Annotated in this window: 28 protein-coding genes; all 28 read right to left on the reverse strand. The window is 62.8% G+C overall.

Annotated features, from left to right (window positions below; translation table 11 throughout):
• Positions 1–27: 27 nt before the first annotated feature.
• Positions 28–633 (reverse strand): DUF4238 domain-containing protein, encoded by a 606-nt coding sequence (locus tag G5C33_RS16660; RefSeq protein WP_266095910.1) that lies wholly within the window; start codon positions 631–633, stop codon positions 28–30.
• Complete coding sequence (locus G5C33_RS19550) at positions 600–902, reverse strand: DUF4238 domain-containing protein (protein WP_165328171.1); 303 nt, start codon at positions 900–902, stop codon at positions 600–602. Before G5C33_RS19550 ends, G5C33_RS16660 begins: the two co-directional genes overlap by 34 nt.
• Positions 903–997: 95 nt before the next feature.
• Positions 998–2,065 (reverse strand): DNA-directed RNA polymerase subunit alpha, encoded by a 1,068-nt coding sequence (locus G5C33_RS16670; RefSeq protein ID WP_165328172.1) that lies wholly within the window; start codon positions 2,063–2,065, stop codon positions 998–1,000.
• A 99-nt stretch (positions 2,066–2,164) separates the two neighbouring features.
• Positions 2,165–2,554, reverse strand: a complete 390-nt coding sequence (gene rpsK / locus G5C33_RS16675; RefSeq protein WP_066476841.1) for a 30S ribosomal protein S11 — start codon at positions 2,552–2,554, stop codon at positions 2,165–2,167.
• 105 nt (positions 2,555–2,659) lie between these two features.
• Complete coding sequence (gene rpsM, locus G5C33_RS16680) at positions 2,660–3,028, reverse strand: 30S ribosomal protein S13 (RefSeq protein ID WP_165328173.1); 369 nt, start codon at positions 3,026–3,028, stop codon at positions 2,660–2,662.
• 249 nt (positions 3,029–3,277) lie between these two features.
• On the reverse strand, positions 3,278–3,826 hold the full coding sequence (locus G5C33_RS16685; RefSeq protein WP_165328174.1) for an SRPBCC family protein: 549 nt from the start codon (positions 3,824–3,826) through the stop codon (positions 3,278–3,280).
• Entirely contained in the window at positions 3,814–4,266 is a 453-nt protein-coding gene (locus tag G5C33_RS16690) for a hypothetical protein (RefSeq protein ID WP_165328175.1), read from the reverse strand. The genes G5C33_RS16685 and G5C33_RS16690 overlap by 13 nt, the downstream gene beginning before the upstream one ends.
• 81 nt (positions 4,267–4,347) lie before the next feature.
• Positions 4,348–4,995 carry an adenylate kinase gene (locus G5C33_RS16695; protein ID WP_165328176.1) on the reverse strand — a complete coding sequence of 216 codons (648 nt, stop codon included), beginning with the start codon at positions 4,993–4,995 and terminating at the stop codon, positions 4,348–4,350.
• Between the two features lie 30 nt (positions 4,996–5,025).
• On the reverse strand, positions 5,026–6,390 hold the full coding sequence (secY, locus tag G5C33_RS16700; RefSeq protein ID WP_165328177.1) for a preprotein translocase subunit SecY: 1,365 nt from the start codon (positions 6,388–6,390) through the stop codon (positions 5,026–5,028).
• A gap of 230 nt (positions 6,391–6,620) precedes the next feature.
• The gene (gene rplO, locus G5C33_RS16705; RefSeq protein WP_165328178.1) at positions 6,621–7,145 is read right to left on the reverse strand and encodes a 50S ribosomal protein L15; all 525 of its coding nucleotides are present in this window, start codon (positions 7,143–7,145) and stop codon (positions 6,621–6,623) included.
• A 95-nt stretch (positions 7,146–7,240) separates the two neighbouring features.
• Positions 7,241–7,435, reverse strand: coding sequence for a 50S ribosomal protein L30 (rpmD, locus tag G5C33_RS16710; RefSeq protein WP_165328179.1), 195 nt, complete (start codon positions 7,433–7,435; stop codon positions 7,241–7,243).
• A gap of 7 nt (positions 7,436–7,442) precedes the next feature.
• Positions 7,443–8,177, reverse strand: a complete 735-nt coding sequence (gene rpsE, locus G5C33_RS16715) for a 30S ribosomal protein S5 (protein ID WP_228275108.1) — start codon at positions 8,175–8,177, stop codon at positions 7,443–7,445.
• Positions 8,178–8,180: 3 nt separating this feature from the next.
• The gene (gene rplR / locus G5C33_RS16725) at positions 8,181–8,537 is read right to left on the reverse strand and encodes a 50S ribosomal protein L18 (RefSeq protein WP_165328180.1); all 357 of its coding nucleotides are present in this window, start codon (positions 8,535–8,537) and stop codon (positions 8,181–8,183) included.
• The gene (rplF, locus tag G5C33_RS16730) at positions 8,537–9,070 is read right to left on the reverse strand and encodes a 50S ribosomal protein L6 (RefSeq protein WP_165328181.1); all 534 of its coding nucleotides are present in this window, start codon (positions 9,068–9,070) and stop codon (positions 8,537–8,539) included. Before rplF ends, rplR begins: the two co-directional genes overlap by 1 nt.
• Positions 9,070–9,465 (reverse strand): 30S ribosomal protein S8, encoded by a 396-nt coding sequence (gene rpsH, locus G5C33_RS16735; RefSeq protein ID WP_165328182.1) that lies wholly within the window; start codon positions 9,463–9,465, stop codon positions 9,070–9,072. The genes rplF and rpsH overlap by 1 nt, the downstream gene beginning before the upstream one ends.
• A gap of 11 nt (positions 9,466–9,476) precedes the next feature.
• The gene (gene rpsN, locus G5C33_RS16740; RefSeq protein ID WP_165328183.1) at positions 9,477–9,782 is read right to left on the reverse strand and encodes a 30S ribosomal protein S14; all 306 of its coding nucleotides are present in this window, start codon (positions 9,780–9,782) and stop codon (positions 9,477–9,479) included.
• A gap of 19 nt (positions 9,783–9,801) precedes the next feature.
• A complete protein-coding gene (gene rplE / locus G5C33_RS16745) occupies positions 9,802–10,386 on the reverse strand; it encodes a 50S ribosomal protein L5 (RefSeq protein WP_165328184.1) in 585 nt (194 codons plus the stop codon).
• Positions 10,379–10,696, reverse strand: coding sequence for a 50S ribosomal protein L24 (gene rplX / locus G5C33_RS16750; protein ID WP_165328185.1), 318 nt, complete (start codon positions 10,694–10,696; stop codon positions 10,379–10,381). The genes rplE and rplX overlap by 8 nt, the downstream gene beginning before the upstream one ends.
• The gene (gene rplN / locus G5C33_RS16755; RefSeq protein ID WP_109808676.1) at positions 10,696–11,064 is read right to left on the reverse strand and encodes a 50S ribosomal protein L14; all 369 of its coding nucleotides are present in this window, start codon (positions 11,062–11,064) and stop codon (positions 10,696–10,698) included. The genes rplX and rplN overlap by 1 nt, the downstream gene beginning before the upstream one ends.
• A gap of 115 nt (positions 11,065–11,179) precedes the next feature.
• Entirely contained in the window at positions 11,180–11,458 is a 279-nt protein-coding gene (gene rpsQ, locus G5C33_RS16760) for a 30S ribosomal protein S17 (protein WP_165328186.1), read from the reverse strand.
• A gap of 14 nt (positions 11,459–11,472) precedes the next feature.
• A complete protein-coding gene (rpmC, locus tag G5C33_RS16765) occupies positions 11,473–11,676 on the reverse strand; it encodes a 50S ribosomal protein L29 (RefSeq protein WP_165328187.1) in 204 nt (67 codons plus the stop codon).
• 5 nt (positions 11,677–11,681) lie between these two features.
• Positions 11,682–12,113, reverse strand: coding sequence for a 50S ribosomal protein L16 (rplP, locus tag G5C33_RS16770; protein WP_165328188.1), 432 nt, complete (start codon positions 12,111–12,113; stop codon positions 11,682–11,684).
• Positions 12,114–12,131: 18 nt separating this feature from the next.
• Positions 12,132–12,827: a 30S ribosomal protein S3 gene (gene rpsC, locus G5C33_RS16775; RefSeq protein WP_165328189.1), complete on the reverse strand. Its 696-nt coding sequence runs from the start codon at positions 12,825–12,827 to the stop codon at positions 12,132–12,134.
• The gene (rplV, locus tag G5C33_RS16780; RefSeq protein ID WP_165328190.1) at positions 12,827–13,204 is read right to left on the reverse strand and encodes a 50S ribosomal protein L22; all 378 of its coding nucleotides are present in this window, start codon (positions 13,202–13,204) and stop codon (positions 12,827–12,829) included. The genes rpsC and rplV overlap by 1 nt, the downstream gene beginning before the upstream one ends.
• A complete protein-coding gene (gene rpsS, locus G5C33_RS16785; RefSeq protein WP_165328191.1) occupies positions 13,204–13,482 on the reverse strand; it encodes a 30S ribosomal protein S19 in 279 nt (92 codons plus the stop codon). The genes rplV and rpsS overlap by 1 nt, the downstream gene beginning before the upstream one ends.
• A gap of 6 nt (positions 13,483–13,488) precedes the next feature.
• Positions 13,489–14,325, reverse strand: coding sequence for a 50S ribosomal protein L2 (gene rplB / locus G5C33_RS16790; RefSeq protein WP_165328192.1), 837 nt, complete (start codon positions 14,323–14,325; stop codon positions 13,489–13,491).
• 4 nt (positions 14,326–14,329) lie between these two features.
• Entirely contained in the window at positions 14,330–14,644 is a 315-nt protein-coding gene (locus G5C33_RS16795) for a 50S ribosomal protein L23 (RefSeq protein WP_165328193.1), read from the reverse strand.
• Complete coding sequence (gene rplD, locus G5C33_RS16800) at positions 14,637–15,260, reverse strand: 50S ribosomal protein L4 (RefSeq protein ID WP_165328194.1); 624 nt, start codon at positions 15,258–15,260, stop codon at positions 14,637–14,639. The genes G5C33_RS16795 and rplD overlap by 8 nt, the downstream gene beginning before the upstream one ends.

Below are 15,260 nucleotides of genomic sequence, written 5' to 3' on the forward strand. Positions count from 1 at the left end.
GCGTAAAAGCGGAAATCAGGCGATTCGTCAAGGTAGTTTCAGCCGCATGCCGAATCGATTTCGGATAAAACGTTCCTGCCGTCGGTTGGTACAGCCGACGAACGATGTGGCACGCTCAACGATAGCGCGGTTCACATTCGAGACTAAGTTACGTTCCGTGTATTTCGAAATCTCATCTAGTGTCTGTTGCTGGCTGGCGGCCACCAACAAGCATCTAGGCGAAATCGGAATGGCATAGTGTCCGCCCTCAACCAAAATTCCATTGGTCATAATTAATACGGCGTCTGAAATAAGGAACTCCGGCACACTTTCGGAGGTTCGAAAAATCTTCATTGGGAGATTGTTTAAAACCTCTCCCACTCTAACGCTTGTCAAAACCCCTGGGATGGCGCGCAAAATTGCACTGTCGATTTTATCCTTGTCATACAGTGCGATAAAATCTTCGAAAGACGCGGGATCCACCTCCCGTTTGAGATCGTCATAGCGACTCTTCACGGAATCGACGGTCTCTTCCCACTGATCCAGTCCAGAAGACATAAACGCGCGTAAGCCAACCGGCGTACGGTGGACTAAGGAGCGAATGAAGATGCTCCAACTGGTCATGTTCTCATCAGTAAAGCTTTCGAGCCCCAACGATTGAGCTTTTCTAACGCTATGGCCGCGTAGTTATCGACAGTTTGAAAGAGTCGATTCTCAAGCCAGTACCTGTTCCTCTCTGCCTCGCCGGCAGAACGATACAAGTCGGTGACATAGCCTACTTCAGACGGAAATACCCGTCGACGGTCTACTTTCCTGAACGGACGCGTGTAACGCTCTAATCGGCCGTCAGCACCCACCCACCGCTTTAGTAAAAAGCGTGGAATATAATGATGCTTCTGTGAAGGGCGGATAAGGTCTGGCATTTTCTAAGTGCTGCCTCATGATGCTCGCCAAGCAAAACAAAAAGAGGCCCCGCATCGCTGCGGAGCCCCTTTCTGTTTCAAACCGATCGAACCGATCAGCCCAGGATTTCCTGTTCGAGCTTTTTGGCCATTTCCTCGATATTCTCGGGCGGCCAGCCCGGGATTTCCATGCCGAGGCGCAGGCCCATGCTGGAAAGGACTTCCTTGATCTCGTTGAGCGACTTGCGGCCGAAATTCGGCGTGCGCAGCATCTCGGCCTCGGTCTTCTGGACCAGGTCGCCGATATAGATGATGTTGTCGTTCTTGAGGCAGTTGGCCGAACGGACCGACAGTTCCAGCTCGTCGACCTTCTTGAGAAGGTAACGATTGATCTGCGCGGTGTCGCTCGAACCTTCCGGCGCGGCGCCGGCGATGCCGGGCTGCGCGGCCGGGGCCTGCTGCACCATCGCCGAGTCGTCGAAATGAACGAACAGCGCGAGCTGGTCCTGAAGGATGCGCGCGGCATAGGCGAGCGCGTCTTCGGGCGTGACCGTGCCGTCGGTTTCGATCGTCAGCGCGAGCTTGTCATAGTCGAGGTCCTGACCGACGCGGGTCGGATCGACCTTGTACGACACCTGACGGACCGGGCTGTACAGCGCATCGACCGGAATAAGGCCGATCGGCGCATCGGCCGGACGGTTCGCCGCGGCGGGGACATAGCCCTTACCGGTGTCGGCGGTCAGTTCCATGTTCAGCGTCGCACCATCGTCGAGGTGACAGATGACGAGATCGGGGTTCATCACTTCGATGTCACCCGAAACCGCGATGTCGCCAGCCTTCACTTCGGCCGGGCCGGTCGCGGATAGCTGAAGGCGCTTGGGGCCTTCGCCCTGCATCTTGAGCGCGATCTGCTTGACGTTGAGGACGATGTCGGTGACGTCTTCCCGCACGCCGGCGAGCGACGAGAATTCGTGCAGGACGTTCTCGATCTTGATCGACGTGACTGCCGCGCCCTGAAGGCTCGACAGCAGCACGCGACGCAGCGCATTGCCCAGCGTCAGACCGAAACCGCGTTCGAGCGGCTCGGCGACGAAGGTCGACTTGCGCTTGGGATCACCGCCGGGCTTCTTCTCGAGGCCGTTGGGCTTCTTGAGTTCTTGCCAGTTCTTAGCGTTGACGGACACTGGGCGTTCCCTCTGGTTGGGCGGGAGTGGGGCATCCCCGCCTATAAAATGTCGCACCGGCCCCGCCCGCGTCCGGGCGGAGCGCCGATGCAAGCGAGATCAGACGCGGCGACGCTTCGACGGACGAACGCCGTTGTGCGGGATCGGCGTCACATCGCGGATCGAGGTGATCTGAAAGCCCACCGCCTGCAGCGCGCGAAGCGCCGATTCGCGGCCCGAACCCGGGCCCTTCACTTCGACTTCGAGCGTGCGGACGCCGTGCTCGGCGGCCTTGCGGCCCGCGTCTTCGGCGGCGACCTGGGCGGCATAGGGAGTCGATTTACGCGACCCCTTGAAGCCCATCATGCCTGCCGACGACCACGAAATCGCGTTGCCCTGGGCATCGGTGATCGTGATCATCGTGTTGTTGAAGCTGGCGTTCACATGGGCGACGCCGGCGGTGATGTTCTTGCGCTCGCGACGGCGAAGGCGCTGCGGTGCTTGTGCCATTGGATCAGTTCCTGACCTGAAATCTCTGAAACGAGAAGCTTGCTACGGCTGGCGCGGTGGCGATCGGCAAGCCGCCTGCCACCGGCGGAAAAGTATGCGAAACGCTTACTTCTTCTTACCAGCGATCGGCTTCGCCTTGCCCTTGCGGGTGCGCGCGTTGGTGTGCGTGCGCTGGCCGCGGACCGGCAGGCCCTTGCGGTGACGCAGGCCGCGGTAGCAGGCGAGGTCCATCAGACGCTTGATGTTCATCGCGGTCTCGCGGCGAAGGTCACCCTCCACCGTGTAGCCGGCGTCGATCGCTTCGCGGATCTGCAGAACTTCCTGGTCCGTCAGATCCTGAACGCGGCGCTCCGGCGCGATGTTCAGCTTCTCGGTGATTTCCTTGGCCTTGGCCTGACCAATGCCGTGGATATACTGGAGCGCGATCACTACGCGCTTGTTGGTCGGGATATTAACACCCGCGATACGTGCCATGTAATTCTTTCTCCCGGCTCCACAGGGCGCCGCATGGCAGCTCGCGCCCTATCTCGTAGCGTTTCCCCGAAATGCACGGAACCGGCGCACGCACAAAGGGCGCCGCCGGAGCTGCCGCTGTTTCGGAAGGGGCTTCAACTAGGGGTGAAGTTTCAGGCTGTCAAGCGATCCACGGCAAGTCAAGGCACTTTATTTGGTCCGATCCCGCTCTGACCCGAAACCATGTCCGAACGACGCAGTTTGGCGCGTTCAGCGCCTCCCGCCGGCAGTTCCGACCGCGCGTTCGAGACCGGCAATCTGTTCGCCCAGTACCCGATCGACGGCCGGTGCCATCGCCTCCAGGCGAATCGGAACGTCGCCGCTGGCCGCATAGGTCATGGTCAGCCCGGCACCGCCTTCGACCGGGGTCACATCGAACGTCATCAGCCCCGCCACCGGATAGGCCTGAAGCGGGCCGAGGGCGCCGGTGAAGCGAAGCAGCCGGTGCGGCATCAATGCGATCAGCCGAAGATGCTCGATCGAGCCGCCATCAGAAAGCGTCTCGCACCAACATCCGCCGGCCACCGGATCAAGCGAAAGATTGGCCGCCGATCCCGAATAGGTGTGCGCGTCCTGCCACCAGGCCTCGGGCCGGATCAGGATATTCCACAATGCCTCGGGTGGAACCGGCACGATCAATTCATGCCGGATCAGGAAGGCGGTCTCCGAACTGTGCACCACCTCCGCCCGTGCCGGAACGGAGAGAGTGGCGACCGCCGCGATCAGCAGCGCCGCCGCGCCGCGAATCATGCTGCCCATGCGAACACCGGCGCCCCGTCGGCATCGTCGTCATTGGCCGCGCCCCGTTCGGCACGCACCGTTTGGCGATGGCTGCGCGTGCGCGGCGTGCGCGGCCTGCGGCCGATCGCGGCGAGAAGCCGCAGGCGCATATAGGAGACAAAGCCGCGCATCCGCCCGATCGCCGAGGCGGTCCACATCGCGATCACCGCGTCGAGATAAAGCGACATGTCCCAGGCGACCAGCGCAAGCGCATCGGCCGAGCCGAGCACCGCGATTACTTCGAATCCGCCGAGCGCCATGACGCCGATCAGCACCGCAAAGAGCAGATGCTTGCGGCTGAGCTGAGAGAGTTTCTCGAGGGGCATTGCGATCAGCCAGCGGTGCATCACCTGCACCACCGGCACGTCCGGCCACAATTTCATCGTCAGCAGCAACAGCGCCAGCAATCCGGCAGACATCGCAAATCCCTCCACCCGTATGGACAAGAGATAGCGCGTCGTCGCCGCGCGACAAGTGCCGCGCCGCGGTGCCTCAGGACGTCAGCTGTCGAGAATCGCGTCGATCTGCCGCCCGACCTCATCGATATCGGCCATGCCGTCGACTTTGCGGACGATGCCCTTTTCTTCGTAGAAAGGCAGGATCGGCGCGGTCTGCGCACGATATTCGGCCATTCGCGTACGCACGGTTTCGGCATTGTCGTCGGGACGGCGCTTGAATTCGTGGCTGCCGCATATATCGCAGGTGCCCTCGGCCTTGGGCTGCTTGAACTTGTCGTGATAGCCTTCGCCGCACTTGGCGCAGGTGAAGCGCCCCTCGACGCGTTCGACCAGCGCTTCCTCGTCGACCACCAGCTCGATCACATAGTCGAGCTTGCGCGACCGCTCTGCGAGCAGTTCCTCAAGCGAGGCGGCCTGCGCGGCCGTGCGGGGATAGCCGTCGAAGATCGCGCCCTTTTCGGTGTCGGGCATATCGAGCCGTTCGCCGATGATGCCCGACACGATCTCGTCGGAAACAAGCTTGCCCGCGTCCATCACTTCCTTGGCCTTGAGGCCGATCGGCGTGGCGGACTTGACCGCGGCGCGCAGCATGTCGCCGGTCGACAGCTGCACCATGCCGCGTTCATGCTCCAGGCGCTTTGCCTGCGTGCCTTTGCCGGCCCCCGGCGGGCCGAGAAGGATGATGTTCATGGGCTACTCCCCCTTTGATTCGCCACGCATTTAGCGTGCGCGACCGCCCTTGAGACGCGCCTTCTTGATAAGATCGCCATACTGATGTGCCAGCAGGTGCGACTGGATTTGCGTAACCGTGTCCATCGTCACATTGACGACGATCAGCAGGCTGGTGCCGCCGAGCAGGAACGGGATCCCCATCTGCGCGATCAGATATTCGGGCACCAGACAGATCAGCGCCAGATAGGCGGCACCGATCACAGTGATGCGCGTCAGCACATAATCGAGATAATTCTCGGTATTCTTGCCCGGGCGAATGCCGGGAATGAACCCACCATAGCGCTTCAGATTGTCCGCGGTCTCTTCGGGATTGAAGACGACGGCGGTGTAGAAGAAGGCGAAGAAGATGATGCCCGCGCCATAGAGCGCCATGTAGATCGGCGATCCGTGCTGCAGATACTGATTGAGCGTGATCAGCACGTTGCTCCACCAGCCTTCGCCGGCACCCGGCTGTCCGGCGAACTGAGTCACCGTCAACGGCAGCAGCAGCAGCGACGAAGCGAAGATCGGCGGGATGACGCCGGCGGTGTTGAGCTTGAGCGGCAGATGGCTGCGCTCGGCCTGCATGCCGCGCTGTGTCTGTCGCTTCGGATACTGGATCAGGATGCGCCGCTGCGCCCGCTCCATGAAGCAGATGAACAGCACCAGACCTGCAATCGCGGCAATGATCGCGACGATCGCAACCGGATTGATCGAACCGGTACGGCCGCTTTCGAACAGCTGGAACAGCGAACGCGGCATGGTGGCGACGATGCCCGCCATGATGATCAGCGAAATGCCGTTGCCGACGCCGCGGCTGGTGATCTGTTCACCCAGCCACATCAGGAACATCGTCCCGCCGACCAGCGAGATCACGGCACCGATGCGATAGAGCCAGCCCGGATCGATAACGGCCTGCACGCCCTGCGCGCCGCCCAGCGCCTCGAGCCCGGTGGCGATGAAATAGCCCTGCACTGCCGTCAGGCCGACCGTGCCGTAGCGGGTATACTGGTTGAGCCGCTTGCGGCCGCTTTCGCCTTCCTTCTTGATCGCGGCGAGCTGCGGGCTCAGCGAGCTGGCAAGCTGCACGACGATCGAGGCAGTGATGTACGGCATGACGCCCAGCGCCACGATCGACATGCGCTGCAGCGCACCGCCCGAGAAGCTGTTGAAGAAATCGAGCACGCCGCCCTGCGTCTGCTGCGCGAGCTGGCCGAGTGCCGTCGGATCGATGCCGGGCAGCGGCACATAGCTGAGCAGGCGGAACACGATCAGCGCGCCGAGCGTGAACCACAGGCGCTTCTTGAGTTCGGTCGCCTGGCCGAATTTCGCCAGGTTCAGGCCGGAGGCCATTTGGTCGGCGGTGGATGCCATCTTGTCAGATCGTCCCGGAAATTACTGGGGCGTCCGGCCCCGTCCATTGTCGCCCATATAGGCGCTTGGCAAGCGATGTCTAAGGCTGTGTGCCCCGAAGCGCCAGACCCGTGTCGGATCGACCGGCATATCGTGGCGTCGCGTTCGCCGACATCGCTTCATGAACACAAGGACGGCGCGCCGTCCGCGCCTCACACGACAAGGGCGGGAATTACCCCGCCCTTCCCGATTCAGCCCTTGTTCGCGGCCTTCTTGGCGCTGCCCTTCTTGGCGGCGGCCTTTTCGGCGGCGGGAACGACGTGCGGGATCTCGATCGATCCGCCGGCCTTTTCGACCGCGTCCTTCGCACCCTTCGAAGCACCGGCGACGACGAAGCTCAGCTTCGCCGAAATCTCGCCCTTGCCGAGCAGGCGGACGCCGTCCTTGCCGCCGCGCGCCAGGCCGGCGGCCTTCAGCGCCGCATGATCGATCGTCGCCTTGGCGTCGAGCTTGCCCGCGTCGACTGCCTTCTGGATCGCACCGACATTCACTTCGGCATAATCCTTGGCGAAGGGATTGTTGAAGCCGCGCTTCGGAAGACGCATGTGGAGCGGCATCTGACCGCCCTCGAAGCCCTTGATCGAAACGCCTTCACGGCTCTTCTGACCCTTTTGGCCGCGGCCGCCGGTCTTGCCCTTGCCCGAGCCGATGCCACGGCCGACGCGCATGCGCTCCTTGCGGGCGCCTTCGTTATCGCGGAGATCGTTGAGTTTCATGTCTGTGCACTCGCTTTCGCTGTGTTCGCGCTGAAAAATGAGGAAGGGGGCCGTTAGCCCCCTGCCCCGAACTTGTCACGGAAAAATCGAAGGGTTCAGCCTTCGACCGTCACCATGTGCTGCACCTTGCGGATCATGCCGCGCACCTCGGGGGTGTCCTTCAGCTCGACCGTCTTGTGCATCTTGTTGAGGCCCAGGCCGATCAGAGTCGCGCGCTGGTCCTTCTGACGGCGGATCGGCGACCCGGTCTGGGTAACCTTCACCATCTTCGCTTCGTCCTTCTTCGCCATGGGAGCCTTACTCCGTCACGGCCGCCGCATCCGCCTCGGCGGTCTGCGAACCACCGCGGCCGAGCAGGTCGGCGATCTTCTTGCCACGACGCTGCGCCACCGACTTGGGCGAAGTCTGGTCGCCCAGCGCTTCGAAGGTGGCACGGATCATGTTGTAGGGGTTCGACGTACCGACCGACTTGGTCACCACGTCCGCAACGCCCAGCGATTCGAACACGGCACGCATCGGACCGCCGGCGATGATGCCGGTACCCGAGGGAGCCGAACGGACATAGACGCGACCGGCGCCGAAGGTGCCGCGACCGTCATGGTGCAGCGTGCGGCCTTCCTTCAGCGGAACGCGCAGCATCTTCTTCTTCGCCGAAGCGGTCGCCTTGGAAATGGCTTCCGGCACTTCGCGCGCCTTGCCATGACCGAAGCCGACGCGGCCCTTGCCGTCACCGACGACGACGAGCGCGGCGAAACCGAAGCGCTTACCGCCCTTCACCGTTTTGGAGACGCGGTTGATGTGGACGAGCTTTTCGATCAGCTCCTCGCCATCGTCCTGGCCGCCACCGCGACGATCATCGCGACGGCCACGGCCACGGCCGCCGTCACGGCCACCGCGATCGTTACCGCCACGGCCACGGCCGCCACGGCCACCGCGCGGGGGCTGCTGGTTGGTAACTTCCTGCGCCGTGGTTTCGGGCGCGAGGGTCGCTTCGGGCTGATTGCCCTGGCCGGTCGTGTTTTCGTCAGCCATGCCTTAAAACTCCAATCCGCCTTCGCGCGCGGCATCCGCCAGCGCCTTCACGCGACCGTGATAGAGGAACCCGCCACGATCGAAGACGACCGTGGTGATCCCCGCCGCCTTGGCGGCTTCGGCCACGCGCTTGCCGACTTCCGCGGCAGCTTCGATGTTCGCGCCGGTCTTGCCGCGCACGTCCTTGTCCAGCGTCGAGGCGGCCGCGACGGTCTTGCCCGCCGCGTCGTCGATCACCTGGGCATAGATGTGCTTGCCCGAACGATGCACCGACAGCCGGGGACGGCTGCCCGCACGCGCCCGGAGCGCGGAACGATTGCGCCGGCGGCGCTTCTCGAAGAGCGACATTCCCTTGGTCATCACTTCTTCTTCCCTTCCTTGCGGAAGATATACTCGCCGTCATACTTGATGCCCTTGCCCTTATAGGGTTCCGGGCGACGCCAACGGCGGATTTCCGCGGCCAACTGGCCAACTGCCTGCTTGTCGATGCCGCTGATCTCGACCGTGGTCTGATCAGGCGTCTTGACTTCGAGACCTTCCGGGACGTCGATGTCGACGTCGTGGCTGAAGCCGAGCTGCAGCTTGAGCTTGCGGCCCGAGGCGCTGGCACGATAGCCGACGCCGCTGATCAGCAGCTTCTTCGAAAAGCCCTCGGTCACGCCGAGCACCAGGTTCTGAACCATCGTGCGCTGCATGCCCCAGAAAGAGCGTGCGCGCTTGGTCTGGTTGATCGGCTGCACCGAAATGCCGTTCTCGGTCATCTCATAGGTGACCAGCGGGTCCTTAGGCATGGTGAGCGTGCCCTTGGGGCCCTTCACCGAAACCTCGGCACCGTCGATATTGGCGGTTACGCCTGCCGGAATTGCAACCGGCCTTTTGCCGATGCGGCTCATCAGAACACCTCCGCCAGAACTTCGCCGCCGACATTGGCTTCGCGCGCTTCGGCATCCGAAAGCACGCCGCGCGGCGTCGACACGATGGTGATGCCCAGGCCGTTGCGAACCTTCGGAAGTTCCTGCGAACCCGAATAGACGCGGCGGCCCGGCTTCGAGACGCGGGCGACATGCTTGATCGCCGGCTGGCCCTCGAAATATTTGAGCTCGATGCGGATGCCCGCGGCGGGGCCCATCTGCTCGGCGGAATATCCGCGGATATAGCCTTCGCGCTGCAGCACGTCGAGAACGCGCGTGCGCAGCTTCGAGGCCGGAGTCAGCACGCTGTCCTTGCGCGCGCGCTGGCCGTTGCGGATGCGGGTGAGCATGTCACCCAGGGGATCGGTCACTGCCATAATCGTGATCCTTACCAGCTCGACTTGGTGACGCCCGGGATGAGGCCCTTGTTGGCCAGATCGCGGAACATGACACGCGCGAGACGGAACTTGCGGTAATAACCGCGCGGACGGCCGGTCAGCTCGCAGCGGTTGCGAACGCGGGTCGGATTCCCGTTGCGGGGAATTTCCGCCATCTTCAGCCGGGCGATGAGACGCTCGGTCTCGTCCAGGCTCTTGTCGTTCGCGATCGCCTTCAGCTTCGCATATTTGCCGGCATATTTCTTCACCAGCTTCTTGCGACGCTCGTTCTTGTTGATCGAACTCAGTTTCGCCATGACTTAAGTTCTTCCTTCCTTACGCGGCCTGCTTCGCTTCACCGTCCGCATTCTGCGGGAACGGGAAGCCGAAGAGACGGAGCAGCTCGCGAGCCTCTTCGTCGGTCTTCGCGGTGGTGGTCACGATGATGTCCATGCCGCGCACCTTGTCGATGCGGTCATAGTTGATCTCGGGGAACACGATCTGTTCCTTCACGCCCATCGCATAGTTGCCGCGACCGTCGAACGACTTGTCGTTCAGTCCGCGAAAGTCGCGGGTGCGCGGCAGCGCGATGGTGATCAGGCGATCAAGAAACTCGTACATCCGTTCACGACGCAGGGTAACCTTGCAGCCGATCGCCATGCCTTCACGCAGCTTGAACTGCGCGATCGACTTCTTGGCCTTGGTGACGACGGGCTTCTGACCCGCGATCAGTTCCATTTCGGTAGCGGCCTGTTCGACCTTCTTGCGGTCCTGGGTCGCCTCGCCCACGCCCATGTTCAGCACGATCTTCTGGATACGCGGAACTTCGAGCGCGTTCTTGTAGCCGAACTTTTCCGTCATCGCCTTCGCGATCGTGGAATCGTACAGCTCCTTCATGCGGGGCGTGTACTTATCAGCCATTGATGACCTCCCCGGTCTTGACGGCGACGCGAACCTTCTTGCCGTCGCGCACTTCGAAACGCACGCGGGTCGGCTTGCCGTCGCTGGTGACCAGCGCGACCTTCGACGCGTGCAGCGGAGCCGGCGAACGCTGGATGCCGCCCTGCGGGTCGGCCTGGCTCGGCTTGACGTGACGGGCATGCACATTGATGCCGTCGACGATCAGCTTGCCTTCGCGCGGCATCGCCTGAACGACCTCGCCGGTGCGGCCCTTGTCCTTGCCCGACAGGACGATGACCTGATCGCCCTTCTTGATCTTCGCAGCAGACATCACAGCACCTCCGGCGCGAGCGAAATGATCTTCATGAAGCCCTTGCCGCGCAGTTCGCGAACGACCGGGCCGAAGATACGCGTACCGATCGGCTCTTCGTTCTTGTTGACGAGCACCGCGGCGTTGCCATCGAAACGGATCACCGATCCGTCGTTGCGGCGAATGTCCTTGGCGGTGCGCACGATCACCGCGCGGTGAACGTCGCCCTTCTTCACGCGGCCGCGCGGCGCTGCTTCCTTGACGGAGACGACGATCACGTCGCCAACGCCGGCGAAGCGACGCTTCGATCCGCCCAGCACCTTGATGCACTGCACACGCTTCGCGCCGCTATTGTCCGCGACGTCGAGATTCGACTGCATCTGGATCATAGATCCGGTTCCTTCTCAACAGGCCTGCCGGGACGCTGCCCGGTGGTTCCACTCTCAAATCCATTGCCCTTGCGGGCATGAAATCCACACAAAGCCGTTCAACCGGCTCCGGGGGTCAGGCGCTGGCTTCCGCCGCGACCTCTTCGGGAGTCGCATGGGTGTTCACCCGCCCGACCACCTTCCAGGTCTTCAGCTTGGAAATCGGCGCAGTCTCTTCGATGCGCACGGTTTCGCCGGCCTTGTATTCATTGCCCTCGTCATGGGCATGATACTTCTTCGAGCGGCGGATGATCTTGCCGTAGAGCGGGTGCTTAACCTTGCGCTCCACCAGCACGACCACCGTCTTGTCGCCCTTGTCCGAGACAATGTTCCCGGTCAGCACGCGCTTCGGCATGGTCTCGAAACTCCTTACTTCGCAGCCGAGCGCGAACGCTCGGCCTGCAGCGTCTTGATGCGCGCGATGTCGCGGCGGACTTCCTTGACGCGGCTCGCTTTTTCGAGCTGCTGCGTCGCGGCCTGGAACCGCAGGTTGAACGCCTCGCGCTTCAGATTGCCCAGCTCTTCGGTGAGCTGATCGTCAGTCTTCTGACGAAGGTCGGTAGCCTTGGTCATAATAATCAACCCTCCAGGTGCGACGTGTCGCCCCAACGCGCCACGACCTTGACCTTGATCGGCAGCTTCATCGCCGCGCGTTCGAAAGCCTCTGCAGCGAGCGGACCCGGAACACCGTCCAGTTCGAACAGGATGCGACCCGGCTTGACGCGGGCGACCCAATATTCGGGCGAACCCTTGCCCGAGCCCATGCGGACTTCGGCGGGCTTGCTCGACACCGGAAGGTCCGGGAAGATGCGGATCCACAAACGCCCCTGGCGCTTGATGTGACGCGTGATCGCGCGGCGGGCCGCTTCGATCTGGCGCGCGGTGATCCGCTCGGGTTCCATCGCCTTGAGGCCATAGGCCCCGAAGTTCAGCGTCGAACCGCCCTTGGCGTCGCCGTGGATGCGGCCCTTGAACGCCTTGCGGAACTTGGTGCGCTTTGGTTGCAGCATTGCTCTAGTTCCTCAAATTCAGCGCGCCGGGCGCACGCCGGAGGTCTGTGCCTCCTGCATCAGCCGGTCGGTTGCCATCGGATCGTGGCCGAGAATCTCGCCCTTGAAGATCCAGACCTTCACGCCGCAGACGCCATAGGCGGTGTGCGCCGTGGCTTCCGCGTAGTCGACATTCGCGCGCAGCGTGTGCAGTGGAACGCGGCCTTCGCGATACCATTCGGTCCGCGCGATTTCCGCGCCACCCAGACGGCCGCCGCAGTTGATACGGATGCCTTCGGCGCCCAGACGAAGCGCCGACTGAACCGCACGCTTCATCGCGCGACGGAAAGCGATACGGCGCTCGAGCTGATCGGCAACGCCCTGCGCGACGAGCTTGGCATCGACTTCCGGCTTGCGGATTTCGACGATGTTCAGGCTCACATCGCTGTCGGTCATCGCCTTCAGCTTCAGACGCAGCTTTTCAATGTCCGCGCCCTTCTTGCCGATGATGACACCGGGACGGGCGGCGTAGATCGAAATGCGGCACAGCTTCGCCGGACGCTCGATCACCACCTTCGAAATCGCTGCCTGCGGCACCGTCTCGAGGATGTAGCGGCGGATCTTCAGATCTTCCATGAGCAGCCGGCCATAGTCATGGCCTTCGGCGAACCAGCGGCTGTCCCAGGTGCGGTTGATCTGGAGGCGCAGACCGATCGGATTGGATTTCTGACCCATTATGCTTCCTCCACCTCGCGCACGACGATCCGAATACGGCTGAACGGCTTCAGGATGCGCGTCGACTTGCCGCGGCCGCGCGTAGCGAACCGCTTCATCGTGATCGACTTGCCGACCGAAGCCTCGGTGATGACCAGCGCGTCGACATCGAGGTTGTGGTTGTTCTCGGCGTTGGCGATCGCGCTATCGAGGACCTTCTTCACGTCCACGGCCATCGCCTTCCTCGAAAAGGTGAGGATGTTGCGGGCATCCTCGGCCTTCTTGCCGCGGATCAGGCCGGCAACGAGGTTCAGCTTCTGCGCCGAGCCACGAATCATCGTGCCGACGGCCAGAGCCTCGTTATCCGCCACGCGGCGCGGTGCTGCCTGCTTCGACATCAGCGCTTACCCTTCTTGTCGGCGGCGTGGCCGGGGAAGAAGCGCGTCGGCGCGAATTCACCCAGCTTCATGCCGACCATGTCTTCGTTGACCGACACCGGCACGAACTTGCGACCGTTATAGACGTTGAACGTCAGACCGACGAAGTCCGGCAGGATCGTCGAACGACGCGACCAGGTCTTGATCGGACCGGCGCGGGTGCCGGCTTCCTGCGCGGCCTGCGCCTTCTTGAGGAGATGCAGGTCCACGAACGGACCTTTCCAAACAGAACGAGCCATTGCGACTTAGCCCTTCTTCTTCGCGTGACGCGACCGGATGATGAACTTGTCGGTCGACTTGTTCTTGCGGGTGCGGGCGCCCTTGGTCGGCTTGCCCCACGGCGTAACCGGATGACGGCCGCCCGAGGTGCGGCCTTCACCGCCGCCGTGCGGGTGGTCGACCGGGTTCTTGGCGACACCACGCGTCAGCGGGCGCTTGCCCTTCCAGCGGGTGCGGCCGGCCTTGGCGAAATTCTGGTTGCCGTTGTCCGGGTTCGAAACCGCACCGACGGTGCCCATGCATTCCGCACGGATATAGCGCTGCTCGCCCGAGTTGAGGCGAACGATCACCATGCCCTTGTCGCGACCGACGACCTGCACATACGTGCCTGCCGAACGGGCGATCTGACCGCCCTTGCCCGGCTTCATCTCCACATTGTGGACGATGGTGCCGACCGGCATCTGGCCCAGCTGCATCGCGTTGCCCGGCTTCACGTCGGTCTTCTTGCCGGCAATTACCTTGTCCCCGGCGGCGAGCCGCTGCGGCGCGATGATATAGGCAAGCTCGCCGTCGTCATATTTGACGAGCGCGATGAACGCGGTGCGGTTGGGGTCGTATTCGAGACGCTCGACCGTGCCTTCGACGTCCCATTTGCGACGCTTGAAGTCGACGATGCGATAGCGCTGCTTGTGACCGCCGGCGATGCCGCGCGAAGTCACATGACCCTTGTTGTTGCGACCGCCGCTCTTGCGCTTGCCTTCGGTAAGCGACTTGACCGGGCCGCCCTTGTGCAGACCCGAACGGTCCACCAGGATCAGGCCGCGGCGAGCCGGGCTGGTCGGGTTGTAATGCTTGAGTGCCATTGCCTCAGACCCCCGTCGTCACGTCGATCGAATCGCCGTCGGCGAGCGTGACGATCGCTTTCTTCATGTCCGAACGCCGATAGGGCTGACCGCGCCAGCGCTTGGTCTTGCCCTTCTGGACGATGGTGTTCACGCCGACGACCTTGACGTCGAACAGCGCTTCCACGGCCGCCTTGATCTGCGGCTTGGTGGCATCGTCGGCAACCTTGAACACAACTGCGTTGTGCTCGCTGGCCATCGTCGCCTTCTCGGTGATGTGCGGCGCGACGATCACGTCATAGTGACGATTGTCGATCGCTGCCTTGTCCTTCTTAGCCATTGAAGCGCGCCTCCAGCTTCTCGACCGCCGCCTTGGTCAGCACCAGCGTGTCGTGCTTCAGAATGTCGTAGACGTTGGCACCGCCGGCCGGCAGCACATCGAAGTGCGGCAGGTTGCGAGCAGCCAGCGCGAAATTGTTGTCGACAGTCTCGCCGTCGATGAACAGCGCCGACTTGCCCAGGCCCAGCTTTTCGAACTGGCCCTGGAGCGCCTTGGTCTTGGCATCGCCCGAAAGCGTGTCGACCACGATCAGCGAGCCGGCCTTGGCGTGGGTGGAAAGCGCCATCTTCAGGCCCATCGCGCGAACCTTCTTGTTCAGCGAATGGCCGAAGCTGCGGGCGCGGGCGCCGTGCGCCTTACCACCGCCGATGAAGATCGGCGCACGCTTGTCGCCGTGACGGGCAGTACCGCCACCCTTCTGGCGGCCCCACTTCTTGCCGGTACGCGCAACGTCCGAACGTTCGCGCGTGGCACGAACCGGAGCGCGGCGCTTTTCCAGCTGCCACAGCACGACGCGATGGAGAATGTCCTCGCGCGGCTCGACGGCGAACACGTCGTCGTTGAGCTCGATGTCGCCGCCAGCCTTGGCGTCGAGGGTCTTGACCTTGACCTTCAC

The organism is Sphingosinithalassobacter tenebrarum (genome assembly GCF_011057975.1).
Classification (GTDB): Bacteria; Pseudomonadota; Alphaproteobacteria; order Sphingomonadales; family Sphingomonadaceae; genus Sphingomonas; species Sphingomonas tenebrarum.